The 20535-nt window shown below is 32.4% G+C and carries 17 protein-coding genes and 1 pseudogene; 3 read left to right on the plus strand and 15 right to left on the minus strand.

From position 1 onward, the window contains the following. Nucleotides 1-206: 206 nt before the first annotated feature. Nucleotides 207-1655: a cardiolipin synthase gene (cls, locus tag BN349_RS16880; protein ID WP_019243513.1), complete on the plus strand. Its 1449-nt coding sequence runs from the start codon at nt 207-209 to the stop codon at nt 1653-1655. Between the two features lie 256 nt (nt 1656-1911). Here cls and BN349_RS16885 read toward each other — a convergent pair whose 3' ends face one another. After that, nucleotides 1912-3276 carry an aspartate kinase gene (locus tag BN349_RS16885; RefSeq protein ID WP_019243514.1) on the minus strand — a complete coding sequence of 455 codons (1365 nt, stop codon included), beginning with the start codon at nt 3274-3276 and terminating at the stop codon, nt 1912-1914. 309 nt (nt 3277-3585) lie between these two features. Here BN349_RS16885 and BN349_RS24190 point away from each other — a divergent pair, with 309 nt between their 5' ends. Beyond that, a complete protein-coding gene (locus BN349_RS24190; RefSeq protein WP_019243515.1) occupies nt 3586-4440 on the plus strand; it encodes an STAS domain-containing protein in 855 nt (284 codons plus the stop codon). 124 nt (nt 4441-4564) lie between these two features. Here the strand turns inward: BN349_RS24190 and yunB are convergent, their stop codons facing one another. From yunB to BN349_RS16910, 4 genes are all read right to left on the minus strand, one after another. Then, entirely contained in the window at nt 4565-5317 is a 753-nt protein-coding gene (gene yunB, locus BN349_RS16895) for a sporulation protein YunB (protein ID WP_019243516.1), read from the minus strand. A 131-nt stretch (nt 5318-5448) separates the two neighbouring features. After that, nucleotides 5449-6171, minus strand: a complete 723-nt coding sequence (locus tag BN349_RS16900; RefSeq protein ID WP_019243517.1) for an amino acid ABC transporter ATP-binding protein — start codon at nt 6169-6171, stop codon at nt 5449-5451. Beyond that, entirely contained in the window at nt 6168-6824 is a 657-nt protein-coding gene (locus tag BN349_RS16905; RefSeq protein ID WP_019243518.1) for an amino acid ABC transporter permease, read from the minus strand. The genes BN349_RS16900 and BN349_RS16905 overlap by 4 nt, the downstream gene beginning before the upstream one ends. A gap of 345 nt (nt 6825-7169) precedes the next feature. After that, on the minus strand, nt 7170-7982 hold the full coding sequence (locus BN349_RS16910) for a basic amino acid ABC transporter substrate-binding protein (RefSeq protein WP_019243519.1): 813 nt from the start codon (nt 7980-7982) through the stop codon (nt 7170-7172). A gap of 521 nt (nt 7983-8503) precedes the next feature. On the opposite strand from BN349_RS16910, the gene BN349_RS16915 reads away from it, so the two are divergent. After that, entirely contained in the window at nt 8504-9271 is a 768-nt protein-coding gene (locus BN349_RS16915) for a L,D-transpeptidase family protein (protein ID WP_019243520.1), read from the plus strand. Nucleotides 9272-9363: 92 nt separating this feature from the next. Here BN349_RS16915 and BN349_RS16920 read toward each other — a convergent pair whose 3' ends face one another. From BN349_RS16920 to BN349_RS16965, 10 genes and pseudogenes are all read right to left on the minus strand, one after another. Further along, a complete protein-coding gene (locus BN349_RS16920) occupies nt 9364-10422 on the minus strand; it encodes a DUF2332 domain-containing protein (protein WP_019243521.1) in 1059 nt (352 codons plus the stop codon). Between the two features lie 321 nt (nt 10423-10743). After that, nucleotides 10744-11056: pseudogene (locus BN349_RS24985) on the minus strand (DUF1541 domain-containing protein); the annotation flags it as partial. Nucleotides 11057-11746: 690 nt separating this feature from the next. Continuing rightward, on the minus strand, nt 11747-11977 hold the full coding sequence (locus tag BN349_RS16930) for an excisionase family DNA-binding protein (protein WP_019243523.1): 231 nt from the start codon (nt 11975-11977) through the stop codon (nt 11747-11749). A 79-nt stretch (nt 11978-12056) separates the two neighbouring features. Beyond that, a complete protein-coding gene (locus BN349_RS25950) occupies nt 12057-12230 on the minus strand; it encodes a hypothetical protein (protein ID WP_019243524.1) in 174 nt (57 codons plus the stop codon). A 293-nt stretch (nt 12231-12523) separates the two neighbouring features. After that, nucleotides 12524-14521, minus strand: coding sequence for an FtsX-like permease family protein (locus tag BN349_RS16940; protein WP_019243525.1), 1998 nt, complete (start codon nt 14519-14521; stop codon nt 12524-12526). Next, the gene (locus tag BN349_RS16945; protein ID WP_019243526.1) at nt 14511-15278 is read right to left on the minus strand and encodes an ABC transporter ATP-binding protein; all 768 of its coding nucleotides are present in this window, start codon (nt 15276-15278) and stop codon (nt 14511-14513) included. Before BN349_RS16945 ends, BN349_RS16940 begins: the two co-directional genes overlap by 11 nt. 368 nt (nt 15279-15646) lie before the next feature. Continuing rightward, entirely contained in the window at nt 15647-17656 is a 2010-nt protein-coding gene (locus tag BN349_RS16950) for an ABC transporter permease (protein WP_019243527.1), read from the minus strand. Then, nucleotides 17646-18413: an ABC transporter ATP-binding protein gene (locus BN349_RS16955; protein WP_019243528.1), complete on the minus strand. Its 768-nt coding sequence runs from the start codon at nt 18411-18413 to the stop codon at nt 17646-17648. Before BN349_RS16955 ends, BN349_RS16950 begins: the two co-directional genes overlap by 11 nt. A 377-nt stretch (nt 18414-18790) precedes the next feature. Beyond that, nucleotides 18791-19807: a sensor histidine kinase gene (locus BN349_RS16960; RefSeq protein ID WP_019243529.1), complete on the minus strand. Its 1017-nt coding sequence runs from the start codon at nt 19805-19807 to the stop codon at nt 18791-18793. After that, nucleotides 19804-20469, minus strand: a complete 666-nt coding sequence (locus BN349_RS16965) for a response regulator transcription factor (RefSeq protein ID WP_034294645.1) — start codon at nt 20467-20469, stop codon at nt 19804-19806. The genes BN349_RS16960 and BN349_RS16965 overlap by 4 nt, the downstream gene beginning before the upstream one ends. Nucleotides 20470-20535 lie beyond the last annotated feature (66 nt).

Below are 20535 nucleotides of genomic sequence, written 5' to 3' on the forward strand. Positions count from 1 at the left end.
TTTTGAGAAAACAGCCAAGAATTTATTAGAAAAATTTCACATATTTTCTGTTTATCTTACTATTTCCTGTATCAATTTACGAATAAAAACCCTTATAGAATCATTCTTATTCATTTAGTTGAACGTTGGAATTACATTTCAAACCTCTAAAAGGGTATAATGAAAATATCTATGCACATTTTTATGAAAGAGGAAAAAATACTACTATGAACTTTTGGAGCATTACTCTTAATATTATTTTGGTGCTAAATATCCTTTTAGCAATTGTTGTTATTTTCCGAGAAAAAAGAGATCCTGCCTCAACATGGGGATGGCTATTAATTTTATTTTTCATTCCATTAGTAGGATTTGTTTTATATTTATTATTTGGACAAGATTTAACCAGAAAGCACATGTTTCAATGGAAAGATCAAAAAAAATTAGGCTTAAACGAAAAAATCGAACAACAAAGAGAAGAATTAAGTAACCAAACCTATCCGTTTCACAATCCATCAACTAGAGAACATTTTGATCTTATTTACATGCACTTGATTAACAATGGTGCACTCTTATCAGAAGACAATGATGTAAAGATTTTCACAGATGGCCAAGAAAAATTTTCACGTTTAATAAAAGATATTCGAGAGGCGAAGCATTTTATACATATGCAATACTATATCATCAAAAATGACCGACTTGGAAAAGAAGTCATTGCTGAGCTAACAAAAAAAGCTAAACAAGGCGTTAAGGTACGAGTTCTATATGATGAATTAGGTTCGAGAGGATTATCTAAAAAAGCTTTTACTGAATTAAGACAAGCTGGTGGAGAAGTCGAAGTATTTTTCCCCTCCAAGCTAAGATTAATTAACCTTCGTCTTAATTACCGAAATCACAGAAAATTAGTCATTATTGATGGACTAGTCGGTTATGTAGGAGGATTTAATGTCGGAGACGAATACCTCGGTCTCAATCAAAAATTTGGATATTGGCGTGATACTCACTTACGCATTTCCGGAAGTGCTGTCTGGGAAATGCAAATGCGTTTTATTTTAGATTGGAATCAAGCCTCACATCGTCATGATATTGCCTATCACCCATCCTTATTTCCGGAAAGTGGTAACTCCGGAAATATTAGTATGCAAATAGTAGCAAGTGGACCAGATTCAAAGTGGGAACAAATTAAGCAAGGATATATTAAACTAATACTATCCGCCAAAAAATCAGTTCTCATACAAACACCTTATTTCATTCCAGATGCGAGCTTGTTGGATGCAGTAAGAATTGCATGCTTATCAGGTAAAGACGTTAAAATTATGATTCCTAACAAACCAGACCATATTTTCGTATATTGGGCCACTATTTCCCATGTCGCCGATATGTTAAAAGCCGGTGCTAAGGTTTATATATATGATAATGGCTTTATTCATGCCAAAACAATTGTCGTTGACGAAGAAGTAGCTTCTGTTGGTACCGCTAATATTGATGTTAGAAGCTTTCGCTTAAATTTTGAGGTTAACGCTTTTATTTATAGCTCGAAAGTTTCAAAAGAGCTTGTAGAGGCCTTTAATCACGATATAACATTATCACGTTTACTAACTCTTGAAGAATATAATAATCGTCCACTTATAATTCGATTTAAAGAGTCTATATCCCGATTATTGTCACCCATCCTATAATAAGAAAAGCGCAAGTGCTTTGGTCAGCCCAGATCAGCATAAGGCGAGATGGCTAGAAGGTACTCTTTGCCTTCTGGACAGATCGGCTTATGACCTCGAGGAGCTAAGGCGCTGAAGCTAGACAACTAATCCAGCTCCAAAATTTTATCCTTTCTTACCTATAAAGAAAAGGATCTCTATAGAAGGCTAGGCTTCTAAGAGATCCTTTTTTATATGAGTTAAACAATAATCTAACTTTATGCGGAAGTACTTATTATTAAAGGACAGGTACTCCAACAAAAAACTTATTGTACAGTGCTTGCACTGCTTTCTTCTCATTAACCGCTTTAATACCAAACATCATACTTACTTCAGATGATCCTTGGTTAATCATTTCAATATTAACACCTGCATCTGCTAACGCTTGAGAAGCACGAGCTGTAGTACCTACATTATGACGCATCCCTTCCCCTACTAACATTAAGAGTGCTAGACCATGCTCTACTTCGACCTTATCAGCATGTAATTCTTCATAAATTCTCGCTACTACTTTCGCTTCCTTATCAGCATCTAGTTGATTTTCTCGTAAAATAACCGTCATATCATCAATTCCAGAAGGTGTATGCTCATATGATATATCATGATCCTCTAGAATTTGAAGTAATTTACGTCCGAATCCAAGCTCACGGTTCATTAAGTATTTACTAATATAAATACTGCAGAATCCTTTGTCAGAAGCGATTCCTATGACTGGACCATTCGTATTATGTCTTTCATTTACAATCAATGTTCCCGGCGCAGAAGGATTATTCGTATTTTTCACATTTACAGGTATTCCAGCTCGAAATGCAGGAATAAGCGCTTCATCATGAAAAACGGAGAAACCTGCATATGACAACTCACGCATTTCTCGATAAGTAAGCTCTTTAATTTCTTTAGGGTTATCTACAATATTTGGATTAACAGAATATACAGCATCAACATCTGTAAAGTTTTCATACATCGTAGCTTTTACTCCATTCGCTAAAATGGATCCTGTAATATCTGAACCACTTCTAGAGAACGTCGCAATTTCACCTTCTTTTGTATATCCGAAGAACCCTGGGAAAATAACGATTTCTTTACGATCTCTTAGCTTATAGAGATTATCATATGATTCTGTTAGCACTTGAGCATTTCCAGGCTCATCACTAACATATAGTCCAGCTTCCCTTGGATTTACATAGACAGCCTCGGTTCCCATACTAGTAAAATAAGCCGCTATTAATTTAGCATTATTATCTTCACCTGCAGCTTTCACAGCATCCATATATTTTTCTGGCTTGCTCCGATCTCCCTCTAATAGCTTTAATAAATCCTTTTCGATTGCATCAATAATATCCCTTGAAAGATTTAACTCATTAGCAATACTTGCATATCTGTCTAATACAGCATTAAGTGGTTTGCTTCCATCACTATTATTTAAATATAGCTCGGCACATTCAATTAACAAATCTGTTACTTTTGTATCGACTGATGTTCTTTTACCAGGTGCTGATACAACGACAATCTTTCGTTCTGGATCACCTGTAACGATACGATAGACTTTTTCTAATTGCTCTCCTGATGATAACGACGATCCGCCAAATTTCACAACTTTCATTATGACAACTCCTAATTGTTAAGATACACGAATAATTTTATATAATTATGAACTTTCCAAATAAAACTTGCAATACATTTTCGTAAGTTTATTCAAACTATTATATTTTTTTAGAAAATTAATCTTTTTTTATTAAATAGTATACAAATAATCTTCTAAACTACTTACTAAATGCATATTTTTAACAAATATTTTGAAATCAAAATTCATTATTTTTTTCAGATAAATATTTCATTTATATGTGCCAAGTACGAATTGACACACTTTCCTTTATCCTAAATAATGAACGTATAGGGAGTTGAGAAAATAGTGTGTAATAAAACCGTCGCTTTACAAAATTTCTTAATTGGTCATGCAACTGAATTTGCGCTAGAATGGCAAAACAAACAACAAATTAAAACAGGTTCTTTTTATTCACCAGACGCACCACCTCATATTCAAGAAAAAATAAAGGAGCAATTAGCCGAATATTTTATCCACATAGCAAACTCTTTACTTCAAGAAGAAGCAGTAATGAAAGAAAACATATCAAAACTAACAAGTATTAGAGCTGCTGAGCGCATAGAATCAAACACTACATTAGATGAAGTATTGAAAAACCAGAAGTACATAAGAAGTATCACATGGCAATACGTTCGTGAATTTTCCCATAGTGGACAATACGAAGTGTCGATTGATGATTTCTACGAATGGCAAACAAAATTAGATTTAACAACAGATTATATTTTCGAAAGCTTTTGTAATGAATATCTCAAAATTTTATTCAATCGTATAAATGAACAAACTTTATTAATCAAAGAATTAAGTGCACCTGTTATTACTTTAAATGAGAGCATCGGTTTATTACCAATTATCGGAAATTTGGATATTGAACGTGTACAAAACTTGATCGAATCTACGCTTCAAAAAAGCGTAGCAGCTGGAATTAATTTGTTAATCATCGATTTATCTGGTGTCGTAACGATTGATACAATGGTTGCTCATCAATTATTCCAATTAGTAGATTCATTACGCTTAGTCGGAATTAACACAGTATTAACCGGATTACGTCCAGAAGTTGCTCAAACTTCCATTCAAATCGGATTAAACTTCTCTAATATTCAAACGGAAAACTCATTGCAGTCCTTTTTTAAAAAACTTCCAAAAGAAAATGCTTTACTATAAAGACGAATCGCCAATTCGAAGTGATGTGATCACACAATGATTAGATCATAAGCTAGACTTCAATTCCTAAAAGATGAAAAAACGTAGCAATCAGCTACGTTTTTTATCTTTGACATATCATATGTTATTCTTTCTTATCTTCCTTCTCTTGTACAATAGCTGGAACTGGAATACTATTTCCCCCACTATAAAAATCTGGAACTTTTCCTGGAAGTAAATAACTACCTATTAGCATTTCTAATTTAATTGGTTCTTCATCTGTAGTAAATGGAATGACGATACCGATATCAACTTCTATATCAAGATATAATTCCATTAGTGTATTATTAATTCCACTACTAGTCATTTTCGTTCGAATCTTTGATTTCACTTCTCGGACCAAGGAGACTTCAACAGGAATTTTCGGTCCAACATTTGAAAGTAATGTATTACGAGTCGCCACTCCTAGCGGAAGATAATAAACGATATTTTCTAATTGACTGCTTTTGATTTGATTAAAGTCTCGATTTGAGAAATCACCATTGTGACCAATACCTAGTCTTTTTTCAATATCCTTAGTGGTTTCGGTCATTACACGTGTATATTCGTTTGGATCGAAACTGTAAATGGATGGATTTCCCCGTACAACAATTAATTTATTTATATCAATTTTACCTTTGATATTTTCATTTATCGATTCATTAATAATTTCAGTAGCTATTCTTTTAACCTCTGTTTTTGCAACCTCTTTAATAATGGGCGTAATAGATCGATTGACAATCCACAGAGAAAGTAAATTCAATAGTAGAAAGATAATAAACGAATAAAATAATACTTTAGGGAAGCTTAATGGTTTTCGACGAAACGAGCTCCTCCTGCGATATCTCCATCTCCTCACTAAGTACCAACCCCTTTAAAACATACATATGCCTGGTCACTCTAAAAAATGAATAGAATTGGTTTCTATAATTCCAATCAAAAAGAGCCGGCAGAATAATCTGCCGGCTCTATATTCCTATAAGTTCTACTTTATAGCACTTTACTTAAAAATGATTTTGTTCGATTATGCTGTGGGTTTTCAAATAGTAGCTTAGGCTCATTTTCTTCAACAATGTAGCCATCATCCATAAAGATTACACGATCACCAACTTCTCTAGCAAAGCCCATTTCGTGTGTAACGACAATCATCGTCATACCTTCTTTAGCTAATTGCTTCATTACTTCTAAAACTTCTCCAACCATTTCTGGATCTAGAGCTGATGTTGGTTCGTCAAACAGCATTACCTTTGGCTCCATTGCTAATGCTCTAGCAATTGCTACACGTTGTTTTTGTCCACCTGATAATGAATCAGGATAAACGTTTGCTTTATCTTCGAGACCAACTTTTCTTAATAGTTCTAAACCTTTTGCTTTTGCTTGATCTTGTGGGACACCTTTTACTTTAACTGGTGCTAGCATAATATTTTGTATAACGGTTTTATGTGGAAATAAGTTAAATTGTTGAAAAACCATTCCAACGTCTGTTCTAACTAAGTTGATATCCGTTTTTGGATCTGCTATATCTTTACCTTCAACAAAGATGTGTCCTTCTGTTAACTCTTCTAATGCATTGATACAACGTAAAAAAGTCGATTTTCCTGATCCTGATGGACCGATTACAACAACTACTTCTTTCTGTTGAATATCAATCGAAATATCTTTTAATACTTCATTTTTTCCAAATGTCTTTTTTAAATTTTTTACTGAAATCATGCAGTATCAAACCTCTTTTCAACACGGTTTAGGATGAAGCTTAGTGAAACTGTTAAAATTAAATAGATTAAGGCAACCGTTAAATATGGCTCCCATACTTTGAAATACTGAGTTCCCATTGCTCTACCCCAATACATAAGCTCTGGTGCAGCTACCACACAGGCAATTGATGATTCTTTAATTAATACGATAAATTCATTACCTAACGGAGGAATGATTCTTTTAGTAGCTTGTGGCAAAATAACATATCTCATCGCTTGGAAATGATTCATACCTAAAGAACGGGCAGCTTCCATTTGTCCTTTTTCAATGGATTGAATTCCACCACGGAAAATTTCTGCTACATATGCTGCTGAGTTTAAAGATAAAGCAATAATGGCTGCTAAAAGGCCATTTGTTTCCCCTAAAAACATTGGTACAACACCAAAGTGAATTAATAGCATTTGAACAAACAGAGGTGTTCCTCGGAAAAAGCCTATATAGATAACAAAAGGAAGAGACAAAATTTTATTTTTCATCATTTTCCCTAAACCAATTAATAAACCTAATATACAGCCAATTGCAATCCCTGCTAATGACAACCCGATCGTAACTAATGTTCCTTTTAATAGAAAAGGAGCGTATTCTACGATTATATCAAAATTAAAATCCATATTATTTCCTCCTAAGAATGAAGAAAAACCGGCACTGATTTTTCTTTAAATCAACTTATCCTATCCAAAAGCACTAAAAATATAACAAAAACATCTTAATACTTGCATAAACATCCCGAAATCGCTTTAACTACTTCAATACGACTTAATCCTCTAAAAAATAGTATTCTCCATTTCTTGAAGTGATTCAATTGTAATGAGGCATAGTAGGCATAAGGTGTAAAAAAGCTGCGCCGGTATATTTAAACATTATATATCTTTCTAAAATTCTAATTATATTTCTTAAAAAGTGGAAAAATTGCGTCCTTTAGCTTACAGTCCGCAATTTTTCATTTTTGATTGTTACTATTCTTGTTGTTTTTTTAAGAAATCAATATCAGGAGATTTTCCAAACCATTTTTTATAAATTTCTTCATATTTACCGTTATCTAGGATTGTATTAATGGCCTTATCTATTTTCTCTTTTAATTCTGTATTTCCTTTATTAAACAAAATACCATAAAATTCCGATTCAAAACCAGCTCGGTCTTCAATAACTACTAATTTATCTTTAGGATTATTTTTTACATATTCTTCAACGACTATATTATCGGCAATAACCGCATCTGCTCCACCTTTAGTAAGCTCCAAGATTGCTAGGTTATTACTTTCGAATTTTTTAATATTTTTGTTGTTCTTACCTAAATATTTCTCTGCTGCAATCATTCCAGTTGTACCAGATTGAACCGCTACTGTTTTCCCTTTTAAATCTTTAGCTGATTTAATCGGACTACCTTCTGGAACGAGAATCTCAAGTGTTGAAATGAAATAAGGTACTGAAAAATCATATGTTTTTTGACGATCCTCATCAATTGTAATAGCTGCTACAGCCATTTGAGCACGATCATTTTCAAGTTCAACAAACATTGGATCCCATCCAACATGGTCAATTTTCACATCATACCCAGCTTCTTCAGCTACTGCTTTGGAAAAGTCTACATCAAATCCTTTTACTTGATCTTTATCTAAATATTCCATTGGTGCAAAGGCTGCATCTGTTACAATACGTAATGTTTCTTTACCTTTATCTCCACCGCTCTTTTCATCCGATGTTCCGCACCCTGTTAACACTAACAGGAAGGCACAAGTTAACATTATTCCTATCATTATTTTTTTCATTACAATTACTCCTTCTATCTTAGTTAGTATAATAGTTATTATGATGAATTCATTATATCGATAGAATTATTTTTATGCAACTAAATGCATATTTATTTTGTTAAAAATTTTTAGATTCTACTAAAATATAAGAAAATATCCTTATTACATATAGAATAACTCATTACACTCAGAAATTCTAATATATATCACCGGCATTTTTCATGTTATTTACTTTATTATCCATATCTATTTACATTTAATAATAATAGAATTTCATTCTACATATAAATAAAAAATTGTATTTGTATTTCTTATACAACTAATAATTTATTTAGAATATTACATCAAGTCGTTTCGTACTATCTTTTTTTTAAAAACACAATAAAAAAGAGACTATTTTTCTACTTTCCATTACTAATCATTTGGTTTGATGTTACTATTATAATATACTTATTTTCGGAGTTATTTTAATAATCAAGCAATTTTTTCATGTTCCTTTCATAAACTAATTTGTAATGCATTTTTAGGGGGAGATTATTATGAGAAAAATACTAGGAATCTTCGTAACTGTTATTTGTTTATTCCTTTTAGGTTCATTAGTACCTACACACGAAGCAAGTGCGAAAGCTGCAACAAGTCAACAGCTGATTATTATAAATAAAAAAACCAATCAGCTTGCTTATTATGACAAAGGAAATTTAACAAAAGTACTTATGGTTGGTACTGGGCGACAATCATCTTATACTCCTGAAGGAAAATTTAAGATTGTAAATAAAATTGTAAATCGTCCTTATTATAAAGGTAATATTCCAGGTGGAAGTCCAAAAAATCCACTCGGCAATCGCTGGCTAGGTCTGAATGCTAGGGGAACTTGGGGAACCACATACGCCATTCACGGTAACAATAATCCTGCCACAATAGGAAGATACGTTAGCGCAGGATGTGTAAGAATGTACAATAATCAAGTGCAATGGTTATTTAATAGAGTAGCTATTAATACACCTGTTATCATTACAACAACGAATAAATCTTTTAATGCTATAGCCGCAGCCAATGGTTTTAAAGTAACTGGAGATGTTGATGTTTCATATCCTGCTGTTAAAACCACAATGAAAAAAGGCAGCAAAGGAGAATCTGTCACTATCCTTCAACTAAGATTAAAAGAACTAGGCTTTAACAATACTGTTGATGGCATTTTCGGATCAGGTACAGAACAAGCACTAAAAAAATTCCAAACTAGTAAAAATATAAAAGCTGATGGCATAGCTTCTATACCAACGCTTAATGCACTTGGTCTTAAATATTAATTTATTCGAATCATCAAAAGACCTAACATTAACTTTAGAAACCATTTCATTCTCCATATATGAAATGGTTTTTCTTTTTGTCATTTTTTTAGTTAAAACCATTCTTTACCCTTTTCAACTATCCTTCTTAATCGTTTCATCTTTAACCATCTAAACCAGCGAGCATGTCCATCAGTCTCTGCTATGATATTTTTAGATTCGGCTCCATCTAAGAAATAATCCAGATGTAAATATTTATCGTTCACATTATTATATAAATGATATACCTCTCTACTTTCTGCTATTTTTTCAATTTTACAAAGGAATTCTTCCTTTACTTCCTTTGGCATTTGATTCGCTACATGAGTATGATAAATACACAATGCTGAATCTGCTGGAATTTGTTCAACTAAAGATTCTAACAAGTCTACTCCATCACCTTCTATTAAATGCTTTTCTTGTTTTCTTACAATACTTGCTGCTGAATGAAAAAGCTGTAATCGATCTTTATGATCTGGCCAAATTAATGCTTTTAACCAAAGAAAGTGATCTGGATTATTTAAATCAATTATATTTAAATCAACTCCTACTCTCGATACAATAGGAGGACTATTCTTCAAGAGGAATGGGCTTTTTTCTCCCACTATTTCAGAAGTAATCAATACATTAGATTCCTTATTCCCATAAATTTCGCCATCATAATAGTTATATTTAAATTGATCCCAAAAGAGATTCATGCCTGAGCTTGTTCCTATTTCTAGTAATGATAACGCCTTCTCGGAAATATGGTGTACATAAGAAAAACAAGGATATAAGTATGCACACCGCCGAACCTCATTTGTTTGAACAGCCATACTTTGTAATAACTCTATTAGTTCTTGATCATAATTCAAGCAAAAATCTTTAAAAGGACCGAAGGAAGATTCCGCTTCCTCAATTTGATCAACTAGACTACGATAAAAGTATTTTAAATCATGCTCGACTCCTGATAACAATAAATAATGAACGCTCGCGAATAATAAATTTGGAATAGGTTGCCCTTTCTGAGAATGAGAAGCTAATTGTAGTAATTCTTCATCTTCTGCAATACATAAAGACAAAAACTCATACAAACGAGAGGATCCTTTACATTCTTGAACGGCAAATCTATTAAAAATATCCGAAATACCCATCCACCCCACTCCTTTCCTGTTAAGACAAACCTTTCCATATATATACTATATTCTTCACAATGAATCCTTCTTATAATGGCTTCTAATCTTTTTCTAATTTGAGATTGTCACAATTACATTTCATAATAGCAATGAAGAAGTAATACAGCTTCAGATTAACAGTAAATAGCCGCAAAAAAGAAAAACCTAAGAAGTTTCTCTTTTTTGCGGCTATTTGCCTTTTTTATCGTTTAATGAGGCTACATGAAGTAATTTATTATTATTTGTTCCATTACATTCACTTACCGCTTATTCTTTTCTTATTGAATGTAGCACTAATATTTATTCAATAGGAGATAATTCACTCTCGGTCACCCATTTATGATTTTTTTATTACTTCTTCGCTATTGGTTGGTGTGAAATCAATCATATATACAGTTGTTTGTTCTGCCGATTCTATCATTACTTTTGCATTTTTCATTCCTTCCATATGATAGGCCTCTGTAGCTACCTCTTCTCCAGGTTGGAATGTTTTTTCACTAGCATCTATAATTTCCTCTTGAATAATCCATTTATGATTTTCTACACGTTTACCACCAGAAGTTGGATTATAAGAAATAATATAGGCTGTAGTGTCATAAGCACCTACAATAGTTGTACCATCTCGTGGTACATCTTCAAATTTTTTTGAAACAAGCGTTTGCTCTTCGTCATCTAAATTCGAAGAAGAAATAATGACACGTTGGTTATAATCGGTAATTACTACTTCTGTTTCCGCATTCTCTTCCATTAATGCAATATGCTTAAGGGTTTCCGTTTTGCAAGAATTTTCCAAGACATCCCTGTGACTATTTCCTCTTACTTGAAAAGACGCCAATTCTTCTTTTATTCTGGAATCTACTATGCTTGTATGTAAAAAAAGAATAAAAACATTTCTAAAATAAGCATAGCCCCTAAAAACCAAAGGCCGAATTTCATAGAAATTTTGTTCAAAGAAATCACCACTTTTATTGAATTACAGTCATTTATTACAACTAAAAATATCAAAGAATTGTGCAGTTTCTTAGGATTTTTGATTTATTCCATTAGCTCATTACTTTCAAAAGTGGGTATAAGTCTGAGGGATATGCGACTGAAGGAAGATTAAAAGTATGTTATTAATAACGTCTAATCCGTTTGCTTTCCGTTAATCTCTTCTTATTAAAGGCTATTTTCGTATAATTTTGTTGCTTATGAACAAGTAGTGAAAGTTGTTTGAGATGAATTCCACTCCAGTGTCCTCCAAAAGACTTAAAAAACAACAATACAATAGAATAGAGGCAAATGAGAAAAAAAGATGAAAACCTTAGTCTTCATCTTTAATATCTTTATCTTCTGGAATTGGCTCATTGGCTAGCTCATCTATTAATAGCTTGTACTTCTCCAATTGTTCAAAATGCGTTTTAAATTGATCTTTGTATATAAGATATTGTTCACCATCATGGAGTGCACGAATTTGTCCTTTATAAATCAAGTTCTCTACGTAAGCTGGAGACACTGATAAATATTCCGCTGTTTCCTCTACTGTTAAATACAATCTTATCACTTCCTTATCTATATTATTGTAGCAAGAAAAAAGCTAGCAACTCAATTTAATTCTGTTGCTAGCTTTCATTTTATTTTTTCATTCGTTTTCTTTTATTCGTTTCCATCATGAATAAACCGATAACTCCCATGAGGAATCCAATAACTTGGATATACTTAATTCCTGCAAAATCCGAAAACAACGTTGATGCACTAATTGATGTCGCAACACCAAGTATGAGTAACACAATTCCTAGTTTAATCATTTCTTTTTCAATCCTTACTGCTCTATTTCCAATACTGTTACCATTATATCCAGAAACTAAGGGAATATCGTTTTGAAAATATTAACAGTATAAACCATTGCGCCCTATAAGAAACAATGTCTTTTTTTCTACCTATCCTTTCACCTACCAAACTCGGGCCTGCAAGATATAAGTCACAACAACTTTGTCATAGGAAGTAGTGTTTTTAATCGTTGTTTCTCTATATACGCCACCCCTTTTGGATGTAAAAAAATCCAGACTGCCTCTCACACCAAAAGGACTGTGACGTTTTTTTACTTTACGATATTTTTGTATCCCGTATAAGTAGCTAAGAAATAGCCTCCATAGACAACAATCATAACAATAGAAGTAAATGTTGCCGGCAGTATGACACTCGCTTTTCCTTGCTGCACTAAGATTTGATTAACGACTTGAATACCGAAAATGGAATGCACAATTGCCAATAAAAGTGGCATCATAAAATATATAAGGATTTGTCTAAAAATCGCTTTATTAACGACTTTCTTTGTCACCCCTATTTTGCGTAACATGATATATCTTTCTTTATTATCACTAGCTTCAGACAATTGCTGTAAAGCAAGTACAGCAGCACTTGAAATTAAGAAAATGATACCTAAATATATACCGAGAAAAACAATAATCGTTGAATTCCCTACTGAAACGTCATATATCATCTTCTTAGTTAAACCATAAAACTCTATTTCCTTGCCCTCTTTCATTGAAGACATCATGAATTTATCTATCTTATCATCATTATCTTTTTTATTACCCGTATACATAAGATTGGCCATAGAGGATTGTATCGGCATTTTAGATATTACTTGATTAGGAACGACTACAGTTAAAAAATCTCTTGCCATGTAATCTGTCATATAAGTAAATTCTCGTACTTCACTATTCACGTGAAACGTTTTCTTTGCCAAATTAATCGTTTTTTTGCCTTCAACAAGCTTCAAGATCGATCCTTTTAATTCTTTCATATTCGTCATATAAGCCACTTCATCATCTTGCAAATGAATAGGATCCTGATCTTGCATTTTAGCCAGAGCATTATAATCTGACTGTGTTAATGCAACTAATCGTAACGAAAGTGCGCCAAATCCTTTAAAAACATTTTCAACATCCTTTTCTAAATAAGGTGTAAGTAAATTCGGAATACTTAATCCCGTATCATAAAGGTAAAAGCTATGTGCCTCTCCCATTTGATCCAGGTCTAAGCCCTCTTGTTTAACAATCTCTTTTACATTTGTTATCTTACTATTTTCATCAACATTCAAAGTAAAAGTAGCGTCGTATGGTGTTGTATTTCTAAGGGTTTCATTTGCCATAGTTTTATAACTAAATCCTGTCGACAATACACCTATTGTAAAAAAGAGCATGATACAAATGACTGTCATTGAAATAAAAGTAGTATTTACCTTACTATTGATTTGACGCAAAATAAACATGTTTACTTCTTTGAAATAGATCTTCTTATTCTTTTGAATCATATTCAAAGCAAAGCCTGATAGTGACATGAAGAACAAAAACGTTCCTAAACTTCCTAATGCAACGCAACCCCAAACTATATTCATATCCTTCAATAAACCATTTTTAAGAATCACTGTATAAGATATTCCTAAAATAATAATCGATAAGATAAAAATAATAATAGAAGTCGATGTCTTTCGAACCTTTAACGTTTCATTCTTTTTAGCTGCTGTTATTAAATCTATTAATTTATATCTAGAAATAATGATACTGTTGAAAACCATCACGAGGAAAAAGATAATTCCAAAATACAATATCGTTTTTAACATTGCTTCACTAGAAAATACAAATGAATAGTTTGTTATATTCACTTCAAACATCTTGGCTGTTAATACAGACAGTCCTTGAGAAAAAATAATTCCTAATAATAATCCAACAATTAAAGAAACTAGCCCAACGAATACTGTTTCAACAACGATAATTCGAGAAATAGAATATTTACTCATGCCGAGTGTCATATAAATTCCAAGCTCTTTTTTCCGTCTTCTAATTAAAAAATTATTAGCAAAAATAATTAAAAAACCAAGAACAACCGATACAAATACTGAAACCATTGATAGAATCTCTGTTAAGCTTTCAATCATTGCTGATTGAGTCGCATTCAAACGCATCATAGCGTTTTGAGAGGAAATTGAATTGAAACAATAAAATACACAAACCGCAAAAGTAAGCGTTAAAAAATAAATAAAATAATCTTTAAAGCTCCTTTTTACGTTTCGAGTTGATAACTTAAAATACATTGTTCGTGTCACCTCCAAGTAAGGTTACAACTTTGATAATTCGATTAAAAAACTGTTTCCTTGTATCATCTCCACGAATTAATTCATTAAAGAGTTTGCCATCTTTAATAAATAGAATCCGTTTAGCATAGCTTGCAGTAAAAGCGTCATGTGTGACCATTAAGATGGTTGCATTCAATTCTTCGTTTAATTTTTCAAATGAATCTAGCAAAAGACTAGAGGATTTTGAATCCAGTGCCCCTGTCGGCTCATCAGCTAATATAAGAGTTGGATTTGTAACAATCGCTCGAGCTGAAGCTACTCTCTGTTTCTGACCACCTGACATTTGATAAGGAAATTTATTAAGTACTTCCTTAATTTCTAATTTAGTCGCCACTTGGTTAACTAATTCTGTAATCTCACTTGGTTTTCTCCCTTGTATCGTAAGGGCTAAAGCAATATTTTCAAATGCTGTTAGTGTATCCAATAAATTAAAATCCTGAAAAATAAATCCTAATTCATCTCTTCGAAACTTCTCTAGCTTTCCTGCTTTTAATTTTGTAATATCTTGATCCTTAATTCTAATTTGACCAGTCGTTACCGTATCTATTGTGGAAATACAATTGAGCAGAGTCGTTTTTCCGCTTCCTGAAGGGCCCATAATTCCAACAAACTCTCCTTGCTCCACTTCAAAACTAATGCGATCAATTGCTTTTGTAACATTACCTTTATTACCAAAATATTTTTCGATATCCGTTACCTTTAGTACGTTACTCATCCTCTTCCACTCCTCGTTTTCTTATACTCATAGTGTACACTCTCTAAACAGAATGAAATATTGGTTAATATTTCACTAAGCTTACACTTTTGAAAGATTTGAATTTTATAATAACTACGAAATAATTTAGAAATGCTTCTAACAAAAAATAATCGTTTATTAGAAAGTCATATAGAACAATAAGAGGCGTCCAACAGTGATATTCCATCACTATTGGACGCCTCTAATCTTATTTTTAACAATAACCATGTTTATGAATATTTGTTCATTGGCAACAAAGTATGCGGTAAAACCTCTATTAAAAGATAGATTCAACTTTTAATCCATGAAAAATAATAACAAATGACCTTTTAAGTCAAGTTTCTTTTCTATTCCTTGACGATATTTTTATACCCAAAATAGGTTGCTAAGAAGTATCCTCCATATATAACAACTATTATGATCGCAGTAATTACGGAAGGTAGTAAAACACTGGATTCACCAAAGAAAACAATCGCTTTATTTACTACTTGAATACCAAATATAGAGTGAACGATCGCTAAATATAATGGCATCATAAAATAAATAAAGATTTGTCTAAAGATTGCTTTATTAATTCCTTTCTTTGTCACACCTATTTTTCTCAACATTGTGTAACGTTCGATATTATCACTTGCCTCAGATAATTGTTGTAAGGCAAGTACTGCTGCACTTGAAATTAAGAATACAATACCAAGATAAATTCCAATGAAAACGAAAGTTGTAGATTGTCCTACACTCATATCATAAACGAGCGTTTTTGTAACACCATTTAAGAAGAAGTCATATTTCTCCGTATTACCGCCTGGTGTCATAAAGGAATTAAACATTTGATAAAATTCATCATCAAATTTTTCATTGTTACCTTTATAGCTTATATTGACGTTAGACATACTTGGCTTCCAATTCTTCACCGCTTGATCTGGAACAACCACTACTAGCGTTTGCATGGCTACATAATCTGTCTTAATAGATAATGTTTGCACTTCATTTTGGGTAATCTTATATTCCTTACCATCTAAAGTGATTTTTTGTTGATCCTTAATAAAGCGATTTAATGTATCTTTCATCGCTGATACATTTGATAGTAAAATGGCTTCATCTTTGTCACTCGACAATGGTTCTTTCCCTTGCATTTTGGCTAAGTGCTCATAATCTGATTTCTTAATAGCCATAATAGGAGCATCATACGATCCTGAAAACATCGATGCTGTTTTTTCATCTGCATATGGTTTTAGCATAGCATTCATTCCAGTATGCGTGTTGTACTCATAAAAGCCAAAAGCATTTCCATAATGGTTCATATCAATCTTCATTTGCTTTAACGCATCTGGTACAGATAATGTATTCTCTTCATCAAGATATTTATAAATAGAAACATCATAAGGTGTAACTTGATCTAAATCCTGCTGCATAGAATTTTTCAAGCTAAAGCCAGTCGATAATACCCCTATCGTAAAAAATAACATAATGCAGATAATAGTCATTGAAACAAAGGTAGTATTAACCCTGCTATTAATTTGACGCAAAACAAACATATTGACATCTTTAAAATAAATATTTTTGTTTCGTTGTAGCATGTTTAAGGCAAATCCTGATAAAGACATAAAGAAGAGAAATGTCCCAAGAGATCCTAAGCCAACACAAAACCACGTTAGATTCATGCTTTCAACAAGGCCGTACTTTAGCATGACTCCGTAAGAGACACCTAAAATAAGCACCGATATAATAAATAAAATGACAGACGTTGACGTTTTACGTATTTTTAAGCTCTCATTCCTTTTAGCTGCTGTTAATAAATCAATCAGCTTATATCTAGAAACAATAACGCTATTAAAGAGCATCACAAATAAAAAGATAATACCAAAGTATAGAACCGTTTTCACTAAAGCATCACTAGAAAAAACAAATTGAAACTTCGTGACATCAATTTCAAACATTTTTGCTGTTAATACTGAAAGACCTTGAGATATGAATATCCCTGCTCCTAAACCAGCTGCTAAAGAGATCATACCAACAAAAAACGTCTCTACTACGAGAATACGTGAAATAGTATATTTGCTCATACCAAGTGACATGTACAAACCAAGCTCTTTTTTCCTTTTTTTTATTAGAAAATTATTCGCAAAAATGATTAGAAATCCCAAAACGACAGAAACAAATACAGAAATCATGGAGATGATTTGAGTTAACATCTGGATATTATCTGATACACTTGCTGATACATCAGCCATCGCCTTTTGATCAGACAATGAATTGAAGCTATAAAAAATACAAACAGCAAAAGTAAGTGTTAAGAAATAAATAAAATAATCCTTAAAGCTTCGTTTCACATTTCTAGCTGATAATTTAAAGAACATTATTTGTGTCACCGCCTAAAAGAGTTACAACCTCGATAATACGATTGAAAAACTCTTTTCTTGTATCATTTCCACGTACTAATTCATTGAAAATCTTACCATCCTTAATGAATAAAATTCGTTTTGCATAGCTAGCTGTAAATGCATCATGAGTGACCATTAATATGGTAGCTTGTAGCTCTTCATTTAATTTCTCAAAGGAATCTAAAAGCAAACGTGCTGATTTTGAATCAAGAGCTCCAGTAGGTTCATCGGCTAATATCAGTGTAGGATTCGTTACTATTGCGCGAGCTGAAGCGACCCTTTGTTTCTGTCCACCAGACATCTGATACGGAAATTTATCTAATACGCCTGTAATTTCTAACTTTGTAGCCACGTCTTTCACAAGCTTTGTTATTTCAGATGGCTTTCGTCCTTGAATCGTTAAGGCAATCGCAATATTCTCAAAGGCTGTTAAGGTATCTAAAAGATTAAAATCTTGAAAGATAAAGCCTAGTTCATCTCTTCTAAATTTTTCAAGCTTACCTGCTTTTAACTTCGTAATATCTTGTCCATTAATAGAAATCTGTCCTGTCGTAACTGTATCAATTGTAGATATACAATTTAATAAAGTCGTTTTTCCACTTCCAGACGGACCCATAATTCCAACAAATTCACCCTTCTCTACTTCAAAACTTATATGATCAATTGCCTTAGAAACATTACCTTTATTTCCAAAGTATTTTTCAATTTGATTCACTGTAAGAACTTTTGTCATATTCATATATTCTCCTTTTCTTAATGTTCTTAGTGTATCTATAACTAGACAAAATACATATTGAAGTATATTTCGAAAAGCTTACATTTTTGTAAGTTAGCAAACCGGAATAACACGTTTAGCTCCGCATGTTCGGGAGCCTGCCGCCTGAAATTAAGGAATTAGAAATGTATAGAATTACGCTCTGTCTATGACCCCGAGTGGCTAGGTGCTGGAGCTAGACAATAAGAAATGCGGAAGTGCCTTACTCAGCCCCGACCAGCACAAGACTAGCTGGACAGAAGGTTGCTCTTTGACCTTATGGACAGATTGGCTTGTGTCCCCGAGGGGCTAGGTACTGGAGCTAGACAATAAGAAAAACGCAAAAAGAGTCTTTATCAAGACTCTAATAACACCACTTTACTTTTCGGAAAGACAAGTTGTACTTCCGTTCCTTCGTTTTTAGTTGATTGAATAGAGATACCTAAATGCAATTTATCCGCTAACATCTTGCATAAATACAAGCCCATTCCAGTCGATTTCCTATATATTCTACCATTTTTACCTGTAAAACCTTTATCAAAAACGCGGCCTATATCTTTTTCATCGATTCCAATACCATTATCGACAATATGCAATATTAGATTATGATTACTTTTACTCGTGAAAATACGAATTTTACTATCTTCTTTCTGACAATAGTTAATACTATTCACGATTATCTGATTTAAAATAAATTCAACCCATTTTTCATCACTAAAAACTACTTCATCTAACTCAGTTAATTGGAGCTGTATTTTTTTATGAATAAATGATTTGGCGTTTTTCTTTATAATCTTTGAAACACAATCTTTAAGATGAAATTCCTTAACAATATAATCTTTACTTGCACTACTACTACGTGCATAATAAAGTGCCTGCTCAACATAGTCTTCGATTTTCTCTAATTCTTCAGCTAAACCCTTCGTTAAAACATTCTTCTGGTTTTCTAGCATAAGCTTACTTGAAGCAATTGGAGTCTTCACCTCATGTACCCATGCTTCTATGTATTCTCGATATTCTGTTTGACTATTCTTGTACTTATTTACATGCTCATGCATTTGCGTATCTGTCATTTTTAAAATATCATATAAAATTTGACCTTCTAAAAAATCTGGTTCATCTACAATTTCTGGCAATAAATATTTTTGATCTAGAGATTCAACATTTGCTATTAATTCATCATAAAATCTTTTTCTTCGAAAAAAATCAATAAAATAAGAAGTAAGTAATGGTACAAACCAGCCTAATAATACAATTACCATTACGACTAGCTGCGCGTGAATTAGCCATAAAAAAATCAACACAAAAATACAAAGAGATATATTAATAAACAAAAACAGGAATCTTTCTTTGAAATAATCTCTGATGTTCATGACATGATATATCCTAATCCACGTCTAGTTTCTATTGGATTATTCATTCCAATTCCCTCGATTTTTTTACGAAGTCTTGTTATGTTAACTGATAAAGTATTATCATCAATAAATAAATCAGATGACCATAAATCTTCCATTAATTCTTCTCTTGAAACTATGTTCCCTTTGTTTTTCATTAAACAATGAAGAATTCTTAATTCATTTTTTGTTAACTCTTCCTGCCTATCGCGATATGAAATCGTACCATTTGATAAATGTAATTTTAACTCACCACTTACTAATATTGCTGCTTCTTGATTTGCATAAGTTCTTCTTAATAAATTTTCAATTCTTGCTAATAAGATTTGTGTATTATAAGGTTTAGTTACAAAATCATCGGCTCCTAAATTCATACTCATTAGTTCGTCTATTTCATTATTACGACTTGTTACAATAATAATCGGTACTTGCGATGACTTACGAATCTCTCTACAAATATAATAGCCATCAAATACTGGTAAATTGATATCTAATAAGATAAGATGTACATCCTCCTTAGTCGTATAGCTCATAATGTTCTGAAAATCGTCAGGTGCTTCTACTTCATACCCATAGTTCATTAAAAATTCCTTCAATTCATTTCGAAGTGATTCTGCATCTTCAATAACTAATATCTTCATTTTCGACAAGTGTTCTCACTCCTAAATTCAACTTTTTTATCTATTCAAATTAACTCAATGTCTACA

Source organism: Bacillus sp. AP8, from assembly GCF_000321185.1.
Lineage (GTDB): Bacteria > Bacillota > Bacilli > Bacillales > DSM-1321 > Bacillus_AD > Bacillus_AD massilioanorexius.